Origin of the sequence: Thioclava sp. NG1, from assembly GCF_003122275.1 — a bacterium.
Taxonomy (GTDB): Bacteria; Pseudomonadota; Alphaproteobacteria; order Rhodobacterales; family Rhodobacteraceae; genus Thioclava; species Thioclava nitratireducens.
This window is the reverse complement of the sequence record NZ_QFBB01000004.1, coordinates 446,430-463,909: the sequence shown is the minus strand read 5'-3', so window position 1 is coordinate 463,909 and position 17,480 is coordinate 446,430. Positions and strand designations below refer to the sequence as shown.

Annotated in this window: 18 protein-coding genes; 5 read left to right on the top strand and 13 right to left on the bottom strand. The window is 64.8% G+C overall.

The genetic code is table 11. From position 1 onward, the window contains the following. The first annotated feature begins 23 nt into the window (after nucleotides 1-23). A complete protein-coding gene (locus DEM26_RS10565; RefSeq protein WP_075777576.1) occupies nucleotides 24-347 on the top strand; it encodes an SHOCT domain-containing protein in 324 nt (107 codons plus the stop codon). Nucleotides 348-416: 69 nt separating this feature from the next. Further along, on the top strand, nucleotides 417-1,736 hold the full coding sequence (locus DEM26_RS10560) for an MFS transporter (RefSeq protein WP_109172356.1): 1,320 nt from the start codon (nucleotides 417-419) through the stop codon (nucleotides 1,734-1,736). A 3-nt stretch (nucleotides 1,737-1,739) separates the two neighbouring features. Here DEM26_RS10560 and DEM26_RS10555 read toward each other — a convergent pair whose 3' ends face one another. From DEM26_RS10555 to DEM26_RS10545, 3 genes are all read right to left on the bottom strand, one after another. After that, a complete protein-coding gene (locus DEM26_RS10555) occupies nucleotides 1,740-3,383 on the bottom strand; it encodes a flavin monoamine oxidase family protein (RefSeq protein WP_109172355.1) in 1,644 nt (547 codons plus the stop codon). Nucleotides 3,384-3,646: 263 nt separating this feature from the next. Next, entirely contained in the window at nucleotides 3,647-4,261 is a 615-nt protein-coding gene (locus tag DEM26_RS10550) for a glutathione S-transferase family protein (protein ID WP_109172354.1), read from the bottom strand. Further along, the gene (locus DEM26_RS10545; RefSeq protein WP_109172353.1) at nucleotides 4,258-5,634 is read right to left on the bottom strand and encodes an NAD-dependent succinate-semialdehyde dehydrogenase; all 1,377 of its coding nucleotides are present in this window, start codon (nucleotides 5,632-5,634) and stop codon (nucleotides 4,258-4,260) included. The genes DEM26_RS10550 and DEM26_RS10545 overlap by 4 nt, the downstream gene beginning before the upstream one ends. Before the next feature lie 316 nt (nucleotides 5,635-5,950). Here DEM26_RS10545 and DEM26_RS10540 point away from each other — a divergent pair, with 316 nt between their 5' ends. Next, a complete protein-coding gene (locus DEM26_RS10540) occupies nucleotides 5,951-7,063 on the top strand; it encodes a zinc-binding dehydrogenase (protein ID WP_109172352.1) in 1,113 nt (370 codons plus the stop codon). Between the two features lie 108 nt (nucleotides 7,064-7,171). Here the strand turns inward: DEM26_RS10540 and DEM26_RS10535 are convergent, their stop codons facing one another. The 10 genes from DEM26_RS10535 to DEM26_RS10490 all read right to left on the bottom strand — a co-directional run bounded on the left by DEM26_RS10535 (nucleotide 7,172) and on the right by DEM26_RS10490 (nucleotide 15,101). Continuing rightward, on the bottom strand, nucleotides 7,172-8,431 hold the full coding sequence (locus DEM26_RS10535; RefSeq protein WP_233243070.1) for an MFS transporter: 1,260 nt from the start codon (nucleotides 8,429-8,431) through the stop codon (nucleotides 7,172-7,174). Beyond that, on the bottom strand, nucleotides 8,428-8,829 hold the full coding sequence (locus DEM26_RS10530) for a thiol-disulfide oxidoreductase DCC family protein (RefSeq protein WP_109172367.1): 402 nt from the start codon (nucleotides 8,827-8,829) through the stop codon (nucleotides 8,428-8,430). Before DEM26_RS10530 ends, DEM26_RS10535 begins: the two co-directional genes overlap by 4 nt. A gap of 337 nt (nucleotides 8,830-9,166) precedes the next feature. After that, entirely contained in the window at nucleotides 9,167-9,634 is a 468-nt protein-coding gene (locus DEM26_RS10525) for a GNAT family N-acetyltransferase (protein WP_088727482.1), read from the bottom strand. Between the two features lie 118 nt (nucleotides 9,635-9,752). Beyond that, entirely contained in the window at nucleotides 9,753-10,340 is a 588-nt protein-coding gene (locus DEM26_RS10520) for a tyrosine-protein phosphatase (protein WP_109172351.1), read from the bottom strand. Nucleotides 10,341-10,395: 55 nt separating this feature from the next. Beyond that, a complete protein-coding gene (locus DEM26_RS10515; RefSeq protein WP_109172350.1) occupies nucleotides 10,396-11,007 on the bottom strand; it encodes a hypothetical protein in 612 nt (203 codons plus the stop codon). 2 nt (nucleotides 11,008-11,009) lie between these two features. Beyond that, nucleotides 11,010-11,993 carry an ABC transporter permease gene (locus DEM26_RS10510; protein WP_109172349.1) on the bottom strand — a complete coding sequence of 328 codons (984 nt, stop codon included), beginning with the start codon at nucleotides 11,991-11,993 and terminating at the stop codon, nucleotides 11,010-11,012. Then, on the bottom strand, nucleotides 11,986-12,918 hold the full coding sequence (locus DEM26_RS10505; protein ID WP_109172348.1) for an ABC transporter permease: 933 nt from the start codon (nucleotides 12,916-12,918) through the stop codon (nucleotides 11,986-11,988). Before DEM26_RS10505 ends, DEM26_RS10510 begins: the two co-directional genes overlap by 8 nt. Then, a complete protein-coding gene (locus tag DEM26_RS10500; RefSeq protein WP_109172347.1) occupies nucleotides 12,915-13,661 on the bottom strand; it encodes an ABC transporter ATP-binding protein in 747 nt (248 codons plus the stop codon). Before DEM26_RS10500 ends, DEM26_RS10505 begins: the two co-directional genes overlap by 4 nt. Nucleotides 13,662-13,836: 175 nt before the next feature. After that, the gene (locus DEM26_RS10495; protein ID WP_088726303.1) at nucleotides 13,837-14,616 is read right to left on the bottom strand and encodes a COG4705 family protein; all 780 of its coding nucleotides are present in this window, start codon (nucleotides 14,614-14,616) and stop codon (nucleotides 13,837-13,839) included. An 8-nt stretch (nucleotides 14,617-14,624) separates the two neighbouring features. Continuing rightward, nucleotides 14,625-15,101 (bottom strand): hypothetical protein, encoded by a 477-nt coding sequence (locus tag DEM26_RS10490; RefSeq protein ID WP_146194456.1) that lies wholly within the window; start codon nucleotides 15,099-15,101, stop codon nucleotides 14,625-14,627. A gap of 306 nt (nucleotides 15,102-15,407) precedes the next feature. On the opposite strand from DEM26_RS10490, the gene DEM26_RS10485 reads away from it, so the two are divergent. Further along, the gene (locus DEM26_RS10485; protein ID WP_075776632.1) at nucleotides 15,408-16,082 is read left to right on the top strand and encodes a response regulator transcription factor; all 675 of its coding nucleotides are present in this window, start codon (nucleotides 15,408-15,410) and stop codon (nucleotides 16,080-16,082) included. Beyond that, nucleotides 16,082-17,440: a sensor histidine kinase gene (locus DEM26_RS10480; RefSeq protein ID WP_109172346.1), complete on the top strand. Its 1,359-nt coding sequence runs from the start codon at nucleotides 16,082-16,084 to the stop codon at nucleotides 17,438-17,440. The genes DEM26_RS10485 and DEM26_RS10480 overlap by 1 nt, the downstream gene beginning before the upstream one ends. The last annotated feature ends 40 nt before the right edge of the window (nucleotides 17,441-17,480 follow it).

Below are 17,480 nucleotides of genomic sequence, written 5' to 3'. Positions count from 1 at the left end.
GAAACGAACCCGTGGAGGCGATTATGACGAAACTTTCTCTTTTCACTGCATTTCTCGCACCCCTTGCCCCGGCCGTGGCTTTCGCCGACGCCCCGAGCGGCTATGGAGAGGGATATTATGGTCATCCCATGATGTGGGGCGACGGTTACGGCTTCTTCGGTGTCGGCATGATGGTGGTATTCTGGGGGGTACTCATTCTCCTTGCCGTACTTGCCGTGCGCTGGTTCACGGAACGCGGACCGGGCCGGAGCCAGAACACCGCGCTCGACATTCTCAAGGAACGTCTCGCGAAGGGGGAAATCGACCCCGAGGAATATCAGGCCCGCCGTAAGGCTCTCGAAGAATGACCGGGCTGCGCGCGGGGATCGCGACGGATCGCATGGAACGCAGGACCGTTTCACGCTATTCCTGAGCCCATGCTCGCCGTCCTCGCTGACAGAACTTATCGCCATCTCTTCGCCGCTCAGATCGTTGCGCTTCTGGGCACCGGGCTCGCCACGGTTGCGCTCGGGCTGCTGGCCTTCGATCTGGCGGGAGATCAAGCGGGCATGGTGCTGGGCACGGTCTTTACGATCAAGATGGTGGCCTATGTCGGGATCGCACCGGTTGCCGGAGCTTTCGCCGACAGGGTGAATCGGCGGGCGCTTCTGGTCACGCTCGACCTCGTCCGGGCCTGCGCGGCGCTGGCGCTGCCGTTCGTGACCGAGGTCTGGCAAGTCTATGTGCTGATCTTCCTTCTCCAATCGGCCTCCGCCGCCTTCACCCCGACATTTCAGGCGACGCTGCCGGATGTGCTGCCGGAAGAAGAGCGCTACACTCGCGCGCTGTCGCTGTCGCGCCTGGCCTACGACCTCGAGAATATCGTCAGTCCCACGCTCGCGGCGCTGCTGCTTGCGGTGATGAGCTATAACAGCCTGTTTCTCGGCACGGTCGCGGGGTTCGCGGGTTCGGCGCTGCTGGTTGTGTCCGTGATCCTGCCGAGCCCGCAGGCGGTCACCCGGCGCGGCATCTACGACCGGACCACACGCGGCATCCGCATCTACCTTGCGACGCCACGGCTGCGGGGACTTCTGGCGGTGAACCTCGCCGCCGCTGCGGCGGGTGCGATGGTGCTGGTGAACTCGGTCGTGCTGGTACGCGGCGGGCTCCACCTGTCGGACAGCGATCTGGCCTGGACGATGTTCGCCTTTGGGGCGGGGTCGATGCTGGCGGCCCTCGGCCTACCCCGTATCCTTGAAAGCATAGCGGACCGCCCGGTGATGCTGTCGGGCGCAGGTGTGATGATCGGCGCGCTTCTCGGCCTTGCCTTGGCAATCTCGACGGCCGGGCTGAGCTGGCCCCTGCTTCTCGCAGCATGGCTGGCGACGGGCGTGGGCTATTCGGCCGTGCTCACTCCCTCGGGCCGATTGCTGCGACGCTCCGCGCATCCCGAGGACCGCCCGGCCCTCTTTGCGGCGCAATTCGCGCTGAGCCATGCCTGCTGGCTGGTGACCTATCCGCTCTCCGGCTGGCTGATGACGGAGTTCGGCGCGGTCCCGGCATTGCTCGGTCTCTCGGGCGTGGCGATGCTCGGGCTGGCCGTCGCGCTGCGCGTCTGGCCCTCCGGCGATCTGGTCTCGCTGGAGCATCGCCACGACAATCTCGCGCCGGATCACCCGCATCTGCAGGGCCAACGCACCCATCGCCATCCGCTGGTGATCGACGACCTCCACCCGCATTGGGGCAGTCGGTTCTGAGGCTCAATCGGCCAGCTTGATCGGCCCGCGCTCGGGATAGAGATCGCCGGGTCCGGGGTTTACCTCGGGGCTGCGTCCGCCGAGATGCGTCATGATCCCCCACACCGCGTTGAGAGATGTCTGCACCGCGCCCTCGACCCAGGCGGGAGTCCAGCTGACACCGTCCCCGGCGAGGAAGACGCCCCTCTGGCTCGCCGCCATGCCTTGTTGCATGAAGTGGCCGTAAATGCGGTGGTTGTAGCGGTAGTGACCCGGCAGCGCGCCCTTGAAAGCCCCGAGGAAGTTTTCGTCCGCTTCCCAGCTCACGCAGATCGGCTGGCCGCGGATATGCGAGGCAATGTCGACGCCGGGGTAGATTTTCCCTAGCGCCTGCAGAGACAGCTCGACCCGACGCTCCGCACTGAGCGGCAGCACCTTGAGCGCGTCGCTCATCCAGGCGTAGCTGAGGCAGATCACGCCGGGGCGGTCGGGCCCGTTATCAAAGAAATAGGTGCCGCGCGTCAGCCTGTCGGTCAGCGTCATCGACATCAGCGGTTCGCCGGTTTCCGGGTCGATGTCGTTCCAGAACGGCCGGTCGACCATGACGAAGGTCTTCGCGGCCTGCATGTAGCGGGTCCGGTCAAGCGCCATCCACATCTTCTGATCGAACAGGTCCTCTTCGGTCTCGATCGCCGTCGTCAGCAAGTGCGTCTGGCACGTCGCGAGCACCGCGGCATAGTCGTCCTCGTTGCCCCACTGGTCGCGCAGCCGGATCATCTCTCCGGCGCGGCTCAGCGCGGTCGCCCGGCTGCGCGTCGCGCCGCCATGCAGGCTCGCGAGCGTCGTACCCTCGGGCCAATGCGCGCAGGCCGGCGCCGCGTTCCAAAGGCGATGCAGGACAGACTCCACCCCTCCCACGATGTAGCGCTGGTCATCGTCGAGCCCGAGCAGATTTACCCGCAGGATCTCCAGCATCGAGTTCGGGAAGTCCGAATCCCAGCCGCCGGTGCCGAACCCGACCTGACCGAAAATCTCACGATGCGAGAAATCGAGCTTTTGGAACGCCTCCGAATGGGCCACGAAATCGTAGAAGGTGCGCTCGTCCCAATCTTTGACAAGCGGATCCCAGATCGCCTTGATCGCGGCCACATCCTTGGCGCGCACCGCGGCTTGCAGGTCGGGGAAGGCCGCCTGACTGCGCAGCGCTTCGTCATAGGCTTGCGCGATTTGGTGGAACCCCTCGGGCAGGTCGTCGAGGCTGCGTGCGAAATGCCGTTCGCCTTCAAGCTCGATGACGGTCGATCCGGCGGCGGGCGTCAGCGGGTTCGGAAAGGGGCGGCTCTCGCATCCGACAAGATCGACGTAATGGTAGAACCCCCGCGAGGATACGGGAAAGCGCATCCCGCCAAGCTCCGCGACGACCCCGTCCGTCCCTTCGAAGCTCTGCGAACGCAACCGCCCGCCGAATTGCGAGGACTCGTAGACCACCGGCCGCAGACCGAGCCTCATCAATTCGTAGGCCGCGATGACCCCGGCCGCCCCGGCGCCGATGATGGCGACCGGCGCGCCCAGCACATCCTTGGGCAGCGTACCGAGACCCGCGGGGTGACTGATCCAGTCCTCGTAGGAAAAGGGAAAATCCGGGCCGAAGGCTGTCAGTTCCTGCATCGCTGTCTCCTGTTGCGCCAATCCTCACCGTCGCCGACCGCAGCGGTAGAGAACACCTCCACGAGAATATCGGCCTGTGCAAGCGAGTAGCAGTTTTTCCGCCGCCCTTGCGAGGACTTCTCGGGGCAGACCTTCAACATCCCGAGATCGGTCGTGCGCGCTCAACCCGGATCGCAGTGTTGCGCCCGGCACAAGATGAAGGGCAGCGCGAGAGGCGTCGCGCTGCCCTATTTCGCATGAGTGGATCGGAGCTGCCCGGAGTGTCAGCCGGGCGGTGCCATTGGGCCTGCGGCCTTGACGGCGGCGATATAGCCGGGCTGCGCCTGCAGGGCGCTCCAGTAGGCGCCGACCTTGGGATGCTCTCCCAGCAGATCGAGCCCCGCCAGCAAGGCGATGACATAGGACATCTGGATATCGGCGAGCATCGCCCTCTCGCCGAAGAGCATTGGCCCGGTACCGATCGTGCGCCCGATGAAATTGAGATGTGAATTGAGCGCCGCCTGCGCCTCTGCGGGCACCGGCTTGCCCCGGAAGGCGGGCAGGACCGCCCGCAGCGCAACCTCGGCAAACGAGCTTTCGACATAATCCAGCAGTTCTTCGTGCTGCCAGAATTCCGGCGTACCACGCGGCGGCGTATGGGTCTCGTCACCGTATTTCGCGACGAGGTAACGCAGGATCGTCGCGGATTCCGCGAGTATCCGGTTGCCGTCCTCGATCACCGGCGACTTGCCCAGCGGGTGAACCCGCGACAGGGCCTCCGGCGCGCGAAAATTCTCGGTGCGCTGATAATCGACCCGGTGGCAGGGCTCGCCCAGATCGGCGAGCAGCCACAGCACCCGGGTCGCGCGGGAATAGTGCAGGGCGTGAAGGGTGATCATGGCAGGAACACCGCTTTTGCGTTGACGAATTCCTTCATGCCGAAGCCGCCATGCTCGCGGCCGTAGCCCGAATCCTTGACGCCACCGAAGGGCATGTTCGGATCGGCAGTCCCGAAAGAGTTGATCCGCACCATCCCGGTGTCGAAGTGATCGCGAGCGAGCTTGAGCGCACGCTCTTCGTCCTTGCTGAAGATCCCGCCGCCAAGGCCATATCGGCTGTCATTGGCGATGCGCATCGCGTCCTCGTCATCCTTGGCGCGGATCACCGCTGCGACGGGGCCGAATATCTCGTCGTCATAGGCGGGCATCCCGGGAGCCACATCGACCAGCACCGTCGCGGGGTAGTAGGCGCCGGTGATATCCGGGACCTCGCCGCCGCAAAGCGCCTTCGCCCCTTTGGCGAGGCTCTGTTCCACCTGCTCCTTGACCATCGCGAACTGGTCGTCGCTCGAAAGCGGACCAAGCTGGACGTCGTCCTTGGTGGGATCGCCCATCTTGATCGACTTCATCTGCTCCAAGAAGGCCTCGACGAAGGCGTCATAGACCTTGTCCGCGACGATGAACCGTTTCGCCGAGACGCAGGTTTCGCCGTTATTGTACAGCCGCCCCATCACGGAGAATTTCACCGCCGTTTCGATATCGGCATCTTCCAGCACGAGGTAGGCATCGTTGGAGCCCAGCTCCAGCACGGTCTTCTTCAGTGACTTCGAGGCGACGCTGCCGACGTGGCGGCCCGCGTCGTCGCTACCGGTCAGGGTCACGCCGCGCACCTTGGGATGCGCGATCAATTTGTCGCTGGTGTCGTGGTCGATCAAAATGACCTGGAAGAGGTCCTCGGGCAGCCCTGCCTCGATACACAAGTCGCGCAGGCGCAGGCCCGAGCCGGTGCAGATACTGGCATGTTTGAGTACGCAGGCATTGCCCGTCATCAGGTTCGCCGCGAGCACCCGGATCGGCTGGTAAAGCGGGAAGTTCCACGGCTGGATCGAGTAGATCACGCCGATCGGCTGGTAGGTCACGACACCGCGCGATCCCTCTGTGCCGTGGGTGCGTTCCTCGTCGGCCAGCGCGTCGGGGCCGGTCTTCGCGGTATAGTCGAGGATCGCGGCACAGATCTCGACCTCGGCCTTGCCGTCCTTCAGCAGCTTGCCGGTCTCGCGCGTCATCAGCGCGGCCAGCTCATCCGCGTTCTCGCGGAGCTTTTCTGCGATCTTGGTCAGGTAGGGCGCGCGCTCGGCGGGCGTCCGCGCGCGCCAATCCAGAAAGGCGGAATGCGCGGCCTCGACCTTCTCGAAGGCCTCGGCCTCGCTCATCAGAGGATAGGTCTTGATCGTCTCGCCCGTTGCGGGGTTGGTGGTGGTGATCGTTGACATGGGGACTCCTTCGATTTCAAAGGGGCCAACTTTCGCCGCGGGCAGGAGTTCCAGCGCCCGTCGCGGCAGCGCAGGCTTTCGCGGGCCTCACCGGTCAAATCCCCCCGCACAAATGTGCGGGCCACCGATATTCGCCAGTCGCTCGCGGCGATGCCGGACACGCGAACCGACAAGACGTCGCGTCGCACGCGGTCGCCGCGCGGGCGCCCCGCTCTATCTGGCAAGGCAAGCGCGGACGGTGCGGGCGCAATCTCCCGGAGCTCCGTTCGCGACCCGACCCGAGTTTTCACCCCAAATCAGGCATCTGGAGATCGACATGGCGACCACTGGCAAACAACTGTTCACGACGCTGGAGGCGGACGGCACACTCACCGTCGCGATCGAGGACGTGGATTTCCCCGACCCAACCGGCAATCAGGTCCTCGTCAAAATGGAGGCGGCTCCGATCAACCCCTCAGACCTCGCCATCCTCGTGGGCGCGGCGGATATGGAGAACGCCGCGTATTCCCCCGGCAAATTCGTGGCCAAGATGCCCGAGCCGTTCAACGCGGGCTCGAAAGCGCGGCACGGTCTGAAGCTGCCCGCGGGCAACGAGGGCGCAGGCACGGTCGTCGCAACCGGCGACAGCCACGCGGCGAAAGCGCTTATGGGGCAGCGCGTCTCCTGCGTGCCGGGCAACGCCTATAGCCAGTATTGCATCGCCGATGCGGAGATGTGCCTGCCGCTGGGCGATCATTCCTCCGAAGATGGCGCGAGCGCCTTCGTCAATCCGATGACCGCGCTCGGCTTCGTCGAGAACGCCAAGATGGACGGGCAGGATGCGATCCTGCACACGGTTGGCGCGTCGAACCTCGGTCAGATGTTGACGCGCATCTGTCAGGAAGACGGTCTCGGTCTGGTGAATATCGTTCGCAAGGACGATCAGGTCGATCTGCTCAAGAAGATCGGCTCCACCCATGTTGTGAACTCCTCGGATGACGATTTCATGGAACGGCTTCGCGATGCGATCGACGACACCGGAGCCTTCTACGGCTTCGATCCGATCGGCGGCGGCCATGCGGTCGACAACGCCTTCAAGGCGATGGAGCAGGTCGCGGTGAGCCGGATGACGGAATATTCGCGCTACGGCTCGAACCAGCCGAAGCGGATGTTCATTTACGGACGTCTCGACACCGGCCCGACGACCCTCTCGCCGAGCTACGGCTTCGGTTGGACGCTCTCGGGCTGGCTGCTGTTTCCGTTCCTGCAATCGGCCGGGCAAGAGACCGTCGCGCGGATGCGCAAGCGGGTGCGCGACAATCTCACGACCACCTTCGCGAGCCATTACAAGACCCGCGTCAATCTCGACGAGATGCTGACGAAAGAGGCCGTGACCGATTACCGGAAAATGAAGACCGGCGAGAAATACCTCGTGACCCCCTGGTCCTGAGCCTCTGATCCTGACGATGCGTCGCCGGAGTAGCCCTGATCCGATCGGGGTCGCTTCGGCGTCGAACAAATGAGGGTTAGATCGTAATCTGCCTTGCTGCGCTCCGCATCAGCTCGAATTGTCGAGAATGTCGCGAGGCAATCCGAGCACGAGCGCGATCGCCGCCAGTTTCAGCGCGCAGGGCACGAGCGCATAGCTGACATTGAGCGCCGAGAGCGCCGCGCCGGTGTTGCCTGAGCCGGGCTCGTATCCGAAATATTGAAGCAGCGGCAACACGGTTCCGGCGGCGATCGCCAAAGTCGCCTTGGCGCTGAAATTCCAGATCCCGAACGCCTGCCCCGCTTGCAGCCCCGCACGCGACAGCGCTGACGCGAAAAGCGCCGATAGGATCACCATATCCGCTCCGAGCGCGACACCGGACCCGATACAGATCGCCGCGAACGGTAAAGCGGCCCCGGTCGGCAGGCTGAAGGCGCCGACGAAGCTCACGATTGCAAGAACCATCGCGACCAGCAGCACCCGGCGGGCGCCGAACCGTCTGGCGAGACGTCCCCATAGAGGGGCACTCGCCCCGGCGGCTATGAAGAACAGGATAAGAAATGGTCCTGCCAAGTCCGGCAAGCCAAGCCGGTCCCCCACGAAGAACAGAAACAGCGTCGATGTCACGGCCACCGGCAGGCTGTTGACGAAGGCCAGCAGCAAGAGCCAACCCGCGCCTGACCCGATGAGTCCCCGCCAGTTCAACCGCGTCGAGGCGAGTTGCGTCTTGCGCCAAAGCGGCCGCGCCAACGCGACCGCGATCAACGACAACAGCGCGATCAGCCAGCCGAAAGGCCGGTAGCCATCCGATTGATCGTGGAGCGTCGAAAGCAGCGCCGGCGCGATCCCGCCGAGCGTCACCCCGATCAGAACGCCGGTTTCGCGCCAGCCGGCGAGGCTCAGCTGCGACTGGGTCCGCCCCGATCCGGCGAAAGCGGCGCTCTGGCCGTAGATCAGGATCGTCCCGAGGCTATACCCCGTGAACGCGACGACAAGCCCCCCGGTCAGCCAAAGCGCGGGACTTACCTGCACTGGCAGAGAAAATACCGCGACACAGCCCGCCGCCAGCAGCGCCATCGCGAGGGCCGCGAACCCCGAGCGGTACTGCGCCCAGCGGTCTGTCATCCACCCCAAGAGCGGATCCTGCAGAAAATCCACGATACGGATCAGCAGCAGGATCGCCCCGACCTGACCGAGCGACAGGCCAAGTCGCGTGGCCGCAAAACTCGGCAGGTGGATGTAGATCGGGATGCTCGCCGTCGCGAGCGCCATCGCGAGAAACCCCACGCGCCAAAAGTCCCTTGGCTGATCCACCGGCATCACGCTCATCGGGCGCGCGGCCCCGCCAGCCTGACGAAGAGCCAGACGATACCGGGGCGCAGCTTCAGAAAGATACGGTAGGCCAGTTCGAGGAGAGTCCTGACAATCGGCCATCGCGCGATGCGCGCCAGACCACGCCAGCGCGGAAGTTGCGCCCAGAGTTCTGCAAACGCGGTGGCCCCCGAGACGAGACGCCCATCCCGCGTCCGCACGTGAAACCGCGCCAGCGCGTCGTCCCGGTTCAGAGCGTCGGGCAGAGTCGCGCCCGGGTCGGAGAGATCGACGAACTCCAAAGCGTCCGCCCCCGGCGCTTCGCGATAGAGCCCGATTTCGGCACGACAAAGCGGGCACGCCCCGTCATAGAAGACGGTCGCCTTGCTTGTCGTATTCGTCGCGGATCGGCGCACGTTTCCCTCATCTTCAGCTTCGATGAGTGTTACGCGCCCGGACAGTTCGAGGATCTTTCGCAGCAGGCTCGTTGGTTCCGCGAACGCGCAGGTCCAGCCGAAAGCGCCTCGGGGCAGTTCATCGCCCCGCAGCAGAGCCGCCAACGCTCGAAATACGCTCGAAATGCATCCGCCTGCTCAGGTTGCGACGGTCGCGCCTTGAGAACTAAGCTCGAAGGTTATCAGGCGAAGGCCGCGGACCGCGCGTAAAATTGGATCGCGAAGCGACGGCCTGAACGACCTGGAGGACCGCGAACCAACGGTTCTCATTTTGCGCCACACCCGTCGGAAGCCCCGCTTATTCGGCGGGCCTCTCCTCCAGATCCAACCGCATCGTCGCCATGCCCTGACGGCGGGACAGTTCCTCGTAGCCGGCCGAGAGATAGGCGTTGAAGGCCGGCGCGTTATCGAGCTCCACCTTCAGGGTCAGCGACAGCGCGCCGAGGTCTCGCGCCGCCTGTTCCACGTGCCCCGTCAGCTCTGCAGCCGCCCCGCCACGCGCCTCTTCGACGAGATAGACGTAGGTCAGGTGCCGCACCTCCGGCCCGATACCCTCGCGCAGCGCGAAGAAACCGACATCCCGCCCCGTCTCATCCTGAAGGTAGAACGAGACGTCCTGACGTTCTCCAAGCCATTTGCGATGCCATTCCATCTCGTCGAACGGAACTTTCGCATTGGGATTGAGCAGGGGAATTTCGGCGTCCGACAGCATCGCTGCCAAGGGGGCCAGATCGCGGTCGCGGTTGCGGCGCAGGGTGAGTGCCATATGTCCTTCCTTAGGCTGGGCCCGGCGCGCGCGCCGAGGTGGATCATGAAAGGTCGCGTGCCTGACACAGAAGCCCCTTGCGGGTCAACCGCAGCGCTCGCTGGACTAATCGCCGCGGTCACGACCCACGCCACGCAACAGCCGGCACGCGGTCGCCAGTATTCACCGCCATCCAGGTCTCGTCCATCGGCCAGGCTCTCGAGAGCCACGGCACGCCTATATGCCCGTAGAGAAACGAGAGCTGCCAACCCGCCTCGGAAGGCGAACGCTTCTTCTGAAGAAAAAGGTAAAGCGCGGCAGCGAGCCCGGTGCGATCCGCCCCCGCCTTGCAGTGAACCAGAACGGGCTTGGGCGCCCGCGCCATCGCCCCTTCGAGCGCCGCGAGGCGGATCGGGCTGAGGGTTTGATGGTCGGACATCTTGAAGTCGATCAATTCCAATCCAAGCCGTTCTGCCGCAGCCTTCTCCTGATCGTACCACGCCTGTCCCGGATGCGCTCCGCGCAGGTTCAGGACCGATCGTATGCCGTCCTTTTTCTTGTAGGTCTTCAGCCTCGCGGCGGTCGGTTGGTTCGAACGATAGAACTCTCCAGCCACCACGGTGTGGAAATTTCCGGTCACCTGCAAATACCCGAAATAGAGCACCAGCGCCGCGAGCGTCCCGACCAATACGGTGCCCACGATCCGCGCGATTTCGCGAAGTTTCATCGCCTCTGTCTCCGTTGCGGCCCCGGATGCGGGGCCGCTCTGCGATGGTTGGCGATCAATCCGCCTGCTCGGCGCCGCCGGCGTCTTTCTTGACACCCTGCGTCACCGCGGCAGTGCCCGGAAGCTGCAGGCTCACCTCGACCTGTTTCGCGGATTGCGCAGTGGTGTAGATCGAGTTCGGGTTCGCCCGCAGATGCCCCGGCTTGCCGCTGTCATCGACATGGATGCGGGCCGAGCCATTGGCGGGAACGGTCACGTCGGGGTGCAGGATATAGGCCTCTTTCGCGCCGCTATCAGCGTCGGTGATGGTGTAGAAGAGGGTGAAGCCGCTCAGCGGTTTGGCACTGTCATTGACCACCTGGATCTCGAGGTGATCGGGCGCGTCCGTATGGGTCGCGGGATCGACATTGTTCTCGACCAGCAACTCTCCGATATGGAACGACGCGGCAGTGCCCCCGGGCTGGATCGGGCTTTGCGCGACCACCGGGTCCTTGTCGGCCAGATCGTTCTGCCCGTCGCCATCGGTATCGGGGTTCTGCGGATCGGTGTGCAGCAGCGGCTCGGCCATGTCGGGCACGCCATCCTTGTCGGTATCGGTCTGCGCGGCCTGGGCGCCGCCAGCCGCGAGCATCAGCAGCACGGTGAGGGTGGAAAGCGTCTTGTTCATCGTCAGGTCTCCTTGGTCAGACGGTCGGCACGGATCGGACGCAGCAGGACGAGCCCGCCGAGACCGAGGGTGAAGAGAATGAGGAACCAGGCATCGCCCTTCTTGTCGGCCCAGATCGGCCCGAGCGCTTTGCCGGTGTAGATGTCCTTGATTCCGAGCACCGCGAAGGTGAAGCGCTCGTAATGCTTGGTCACGGACGAGACCTCGATCCCGTTACGGATGGTTTCGTAGGTGGCGAAGCCCTGCTTGATCTTGGTCTGCTCGGCTTTCGGGATCGAAAGCTGCGCGAAGACGCCGCCAGCCACCTGATTGTCCGGGTCCATCGTGTCGCCGATCTGCGGCGCGACGAGGACCACCAGCAGCCACAGCGCGAAGGCGTAGAGCAGCCCGCTCGCCGGGCTTTTCAGCCAGAGGCTCAGCCCGAAGCCCACCGCAAAGATCGCGCTAAGATAGAGCGTCGAAGCCCCCCAGGTGATCGCAAGACGCAAGAGGTCATTCGCCCCGATCCCAATGCCCGAACCAAGCGCGAGCACTACGGCGCAAAGCGCGAAGACGAAGGCCAGCGCGGTCGCCATCAACCCGGCCCCGCCCAGCAGCTTCGCGGCGAGGAACTGCCAGTTTGAAAGCGGGCGCGTCAGGATCAGCGCCAGCGTCTGGCGCCCGCGCTCTTCGACGGCGGCGCGGTAGCCCGCGATCAGCGCAATCACTGCGCCCATGATCTCGATCTGCTCGATCGTGCCGCGCATCAGCTTGAGCGGGTAGAATTCGGGCGCTGCGATCGAACCGAGGCTTTTTCCAAGCGCCAGCAGCTGCTGCTTCGCGGCCATGTAGGTGGCGACATCGGTGCGCATCGCCACCGTCCCGGTGATCAGCGAGATCAGCGCGGCGGCGACGAGCGCCAGCGTCGCGGCGAGCAGGAAACGGTCGCGCAGCGCGATCCGCGCGTCCTTGAGCGCAATGGTGGAGATTGCGGAGAGATCAGGCATCGGGGCCTCCCTTCGTCATGTCGAGCTTGAGGCAGCCACGCAGCGCATAGAGGCCGGAGCCCGCAGCGAAGAGCATCATCACGACCAGCGGCGGCACGGGACCGCGCGGCGGCAGACCGTCGGGCAGGTAACTCATCAGCTCCGCTCCGAGATACTTGTAGGCTTCGGCCAGCGAGAACGGCCCGAGCAGGTTTGCGGAGAGGTCGAAGATCGCGGATTGCGGGGCGGGTGCGAGGGCCGAGATCGGGTTGATCGCAGCGGTGGGCAGGATGTTTCCGGTCAGCGCAGGCCAGACGAAGGTCAGCACCAGCCACACCACCGTCGGCACCATCAGACCCACGGTTTCGCTGCGCGCCCGCGCCGAAGCGCCGATCGCGATCAGCCCGAAGGTCATCATGTAGAGCCAGCCCAGAGAGAAGAACGCAGCCAGCCGCGCCCAATCCCCTGAGGCGAGATGCACCGAAGGCAGGATGACGAGGGTCGCGGCACCCACGACGCCCGCAAGCGCGGCCAGTCCGCCGACGCCCAGAGCGAGTGCCGAGACCTTGCCTCGCGCGTAATCGAGCCGCTCCAGCGGGCGCGCGCCGATCAGCGGCAGCACGCCGGCCCGGCGGTCGGCCTCGACCATCCGGTAGCCGATCACGATGGCCGAAAAGGCGCCGATCAGGCTGATATAGATCGTGAGGTTGCGCAGCAGCGCCAGCGGTGAGCCTTGCGTAACCGGGTTCGGCGGCACCGGCTTGCCATTGGCTTCGAACCAATGCGTGGCGCTGGCGTAGATCGCGTCGACCGTCGAGGTCGCGGACCAGCCGAGATAGGCCGAGACCAGCACCAGCGCGGCGAACAGCGCGGCCACCAGCGCGATCGTCCGCTCGCGTGCAAGCGCGGCAAGCGCGTGGCGGCGCAGGATCGTGGAAGGTGTCATGCCGCGACCTCGCGATCCGGCACCACCGAGAGGTAAAGCTCCTCGAGGGCCTCTTCCGAGCCGTAGCGCGCGTTCACCGTCTCGATCGTGTCGTGGAAGACCAGCTGCCCATGCGAGAGCACGCCGATGGAGGAACACGACCGCGCCACCTCGCTCAGCAGGTGGGTGTTCATGAAGATCGTCATGCCCTGCGCGTTCAGCCGCTCGAGCACCTCGCGCAGCTGGCGCACCCCCATCGGGTCGAGCCCCGAGGTCGGCTCGTCGAGGAACAGGACCTGCGGGCGGTGGACGATGGCCTGGGCCAGTCCGACCCGCTGGCGCATCCCCTTGGAGAAGGTCGCGATCTGGCGGTCGGCGAGATCGGTGATGCCGAGGAACTCCATCACCTCCTCGACGCGGTCGCGGGCATCCTCGATGCGCGAGAGCGCCGCGAAGAAGCGCAGGTTCTCGCGCGTGGTGAGCGTGTCGTAGAGGCGGACGTTCTCGGGCAGGTAGCCGATGGCGCGGCGCAGCGCGATGCGGTTATGCGCGAGGTCACACCCGGCAACGCTCGCCGTGCCGCCGCTGGGCTCCATGAGCGTCGTCAGTAGCCGGATCGTCGTGGTCTTGCCCGCGCCGTTATGGCCGAGAAATCCGAAGATCTCGCCACGTCCGATATCGAGATCGAGCGGCTGGAGCGCGGTGAAATCGCCGTAGCGCAGGGTAAGTCCCCGCGTGCTCACGGCCAGTGTGTCTGTTTGCATCTCTGGGCACCTCCTTTTGATGTTGAGAGGAAATTGCCCGTCGCGATCCGGATCGACTTCGACAGTTTCTTACAAATCGGTGAGAAGCTGGATTACCGGCTTGGCCCAGACGAAAAACCCTCCGCCCCGGACGGACGGGACGGAGGGCCACGCGGCGTACGATCTGGAAAGGGAATCAGATGCGCCTGCGTTTCACGGTCATCGCGGCGACGGTGATCGCGATGACGGCGAGGAAGCCGAGGCTGGTGGGAATGGTGCCGAAGCCCAGCCCGCCATAATCGGTCGGTTGCGAGAGAAGATCGCCGAAGGACGCACCCAGCGGGCGGGTGAAGATATAGCAGAGCCAGAACGCCCAGAGCCCGCCCAGATTGAAGGTGACATACCCCACGGTGAGCGACGCGATGATCAGCCCGAAGAGGATGCCGGTCGCGAGATAGCCTATCCCGAACTGCTCGGAGATCAGATCGCCGACCGCCGTGCCCAGCGCGAAGGTGAACAGGATCGCGAGCCAGTAGAACCCTTCGCGCCGGGCGGTGTAGACCTCATGAATCGAGAGCGTGCGCTCGGAGGCGAACCACGCCGCGAAGGTCGCGCCCAGCAGGATCGTGAACCCGATCGTCGAGTCGATCAGCGGAATCCCGAGATTGTCGGTCATGTTGTCGGTGATCAGCGTCCCCACGATCGAGATCAGCACCACCGCCGACCAGTAGACTGCAGGCACGTAGCGGCGCTGCGCGAATTGCCAGCGGATCACCAAGGCGAGGATCGCAGTCATAAGGATCGTCGTCGCGGTCAGGCCGAGACCGAGATTGACGGCCAGAAAGTCGGCCGCCGTCTCGCCCATCGTCACCGCCATCAGTTTGATGAGCCAAAAGCCCGGCGTGACCTCGGGAACGCGGCTGACCGGGTTGGTCAACTCTTCGTCGGGGTAGATGAAAGTCTGTTGATAGCTCATGTTGCGCCTCAGTCGTTCAGCATTGCCAGCGCCTGTGCCGAGAAGGCATCGGCGCGGGTATCGTCGTCGGCGTTGCAGCGCTCGAGCGCTTTCGCCTGAAGATCGGAGACCGCTTGCGGCGCGGTTTTGCCGCCGAGCGTGTCGCGCAACTGCCCGATCATCGCCTCGCAGGGCAGCGCATGGCCGGTCTTGTCGGTCACCGCGATGCCCGCGACTTTCTGCACAGCCCCGACTTCCGAGGGCACCGGATCGGCAAGCGCGGTCTGCAAGCCGTTAAGGCTCTGCATCACGGTTTTCGAATCCGGCGACTTCGTGCGCAGCGCGGCGAAAGCCTTGTCCGCCGCACCGTCGATCACGCCCCAAGCGGAAGGATCGGCCTTGCGCAGCTTGGCCGCGTTCTTGTCCCAAAGGGTCTCCAGATCGGTGATGCGTTTCTCCGCAGCGGTGAACTCGCCTTTCTTGGCAAGCGTCTGTGTATCGCTCACGATCGTCTCGTAAGGGCTCATATCGCCGAGGCTTGCAGCTTGCGCCGCGGAAGCGCCCGGCCCTCCCGTATTCATGGCCATTTCGACCATTGAAAATGACGCGACCGGCACCGCGATGAGCGCGGCGGAAAGAAGCAGGTTTCGCATAAGGTCCTCATTGCTTGCGATGCATCCGCACCGATGCCGCCAGAAATCGCCTGAAGAAGGACGAAGCGTTTTGCTCCCGTCTTACGAATTTGTAAGAAATCGCACAGGCGTAGCGGGGCCGACCGTGACAATGCCGGTCCGTTATCGAAAGATGGTGCGATGAAGATCCTGATTGCAGAAGACGATGCCGAGACCGGCGACTACCTGCGCAAGGGGCTGACCGGTGAAGGTCATGCCGTCGACCTGCTCCGCGACGGGCGCGAAGCGCTGACCCAAGCCACCGCGCAGAGCTACGACCTGTTCATCTTCGACCGGATGATGCCGGGGCTCGATGGGCTGGCCCTGCTCAAGGCGTTGCGCGCCGCGCAGATCGCCACGCCCGCGATTCTGCTGACCGCGATGGGCAGCGTCGAAGATCGCGTCGCCGGGCTGCGCGCAGGGGCCGATGACTACATGGTCAAGCCTTTCGCTTTCGTCGAACTGCTCGCGCGGATCGACACGATCGCGCGCCGCCCTGCCCTCAAGGCAGAGGTGACCGAACTGGTGCAGGGCGATCTGCGCCTCGACCTGCTCGCCCGGGAGGCGTGGCGCGAAGGCCAGTGCATCGAATTGCAGCCGCGGGAATTCATGCTTCTGAAGCACTTCATGGAACGTCCCGGCCGGGTGCAGACCAAGACGATCCTGCTGGAGGCGATCTGGGACATTCATTTCGACCCGAAAAGCAGCGTCGTCGAGACTCATATCAGCCGTCTGCGCGGCAAGATCGACAAGCCTTTCGCGACCCCCTACCTAACGACGCTGCACGGGATCGGTTACGTGTTCGAGGCCTCGTGATGCGCGCGTTCACATGGTCGATGCGCTTCGCCATCGCGATCTCGACGGTCTTCGCTTTTGCCGCACTGGTTGCGGGTGGGGTCTCCTACACGCTGCAATCCAAGGAAATGAGCCGCCGCCTCGAAGGCGAGGTGCGCGCCGATACCGAGGCGCTCGCCATCTCGGCCCGCGGCTCCGACTTGCAGGACCTGAGCGAGCAGATCTCGGCGCGCATGACGACGAGTCGCGACGGCGCGAATATCGTGACCTTCGTGCCGGCCGATGGCTCCAAACCGCTTGGCAATGTTCGCGTCGCAAGCCAGTTCGAAGGGGCGCGCCATCTCGAACCGGGATCCGACGTAACGCTCCTCGATCCGCCCGGCGCGAATGTCCCGGAGGGCTATGTCACCTTCGGGATGCGGCTCCCCTCGGGCTGGCTGATGACGGGGCGCGACGATGCGTGGCTCCGCGAGCAGGGCGAAATCCTCGCCACCAGTTTCGGCTGGGGCCTCGGGCTCGCGCTTCTGCTATCGATCAGCTTCGCGGTCTTCATCGCGCGCCGCAACGAGGTGCGCATCGACCGGATGGAGCAGGTCCTGCACGCGGTGGGCGAAGGTCGCCACGGGTTGCGTATCCGCGACGAAGGCGATGACGACGTGGCGCGTCTTGCGCAAAGCGTGGATCAGGCGCTCGATCAACTGGAGGCGGGGATCGCGTCGATCCGGCAGGTCTCGACCGATGTCGCCCATGACCTGCGCGCGCCGCTCGCCCGACTGCGGCTGCGGCTGGAGCCGGTGGCGCTGGATTCGTCGCTGCCGCTGGCGCAGCGAGGCGAAATCGGAAAAGCGCTGAGCGATCTCGATCAGGTCTCGGAAACCTTCGACGCGATCCTGCGCCTGTCCCGGCTGCAAGCCGGAATGGTCGAGATCACGCGCGCCTCGATCGACCTCACGCCGCTCTGTCAGGACGTGGCGGAGATGCTCGGCGCTGGCGCGGAGGATGCAGGGCAGGAACTGGCGCTCGATCTGCCCGAAGACGTCCGGATCGAAGGCGACCGCGAGCTTCTGTTCCAGGCGCTCGTGAACCTCGTGGACAACGCGCTTCGCTACAGCCCGTCCCCGGCACGGGTCTCGATCGGCGTGCATGAGACCCGCCATCACATCACATTGAGCGTCACCGATAACGGCCCCGGTATCCCGGATCGAGATCTGGCACGGGTGCGCGAACGTTTCGTGCGCCTCGACCGGAGCCGAAACACGCAGGGCAGCGGATTGGGCCTGAGCCTCGTCGACGCCATCGCCCAGATTCACGGCGGTGAGCTGCGCCTGCAGAACCTCGAGCGCGGTCTGCGAGTGGACATACGTTTTCCGAAACCTTGATGCCTCTCGCTGCGAGCAAATTCCGCCCCCCCCCCCGGGC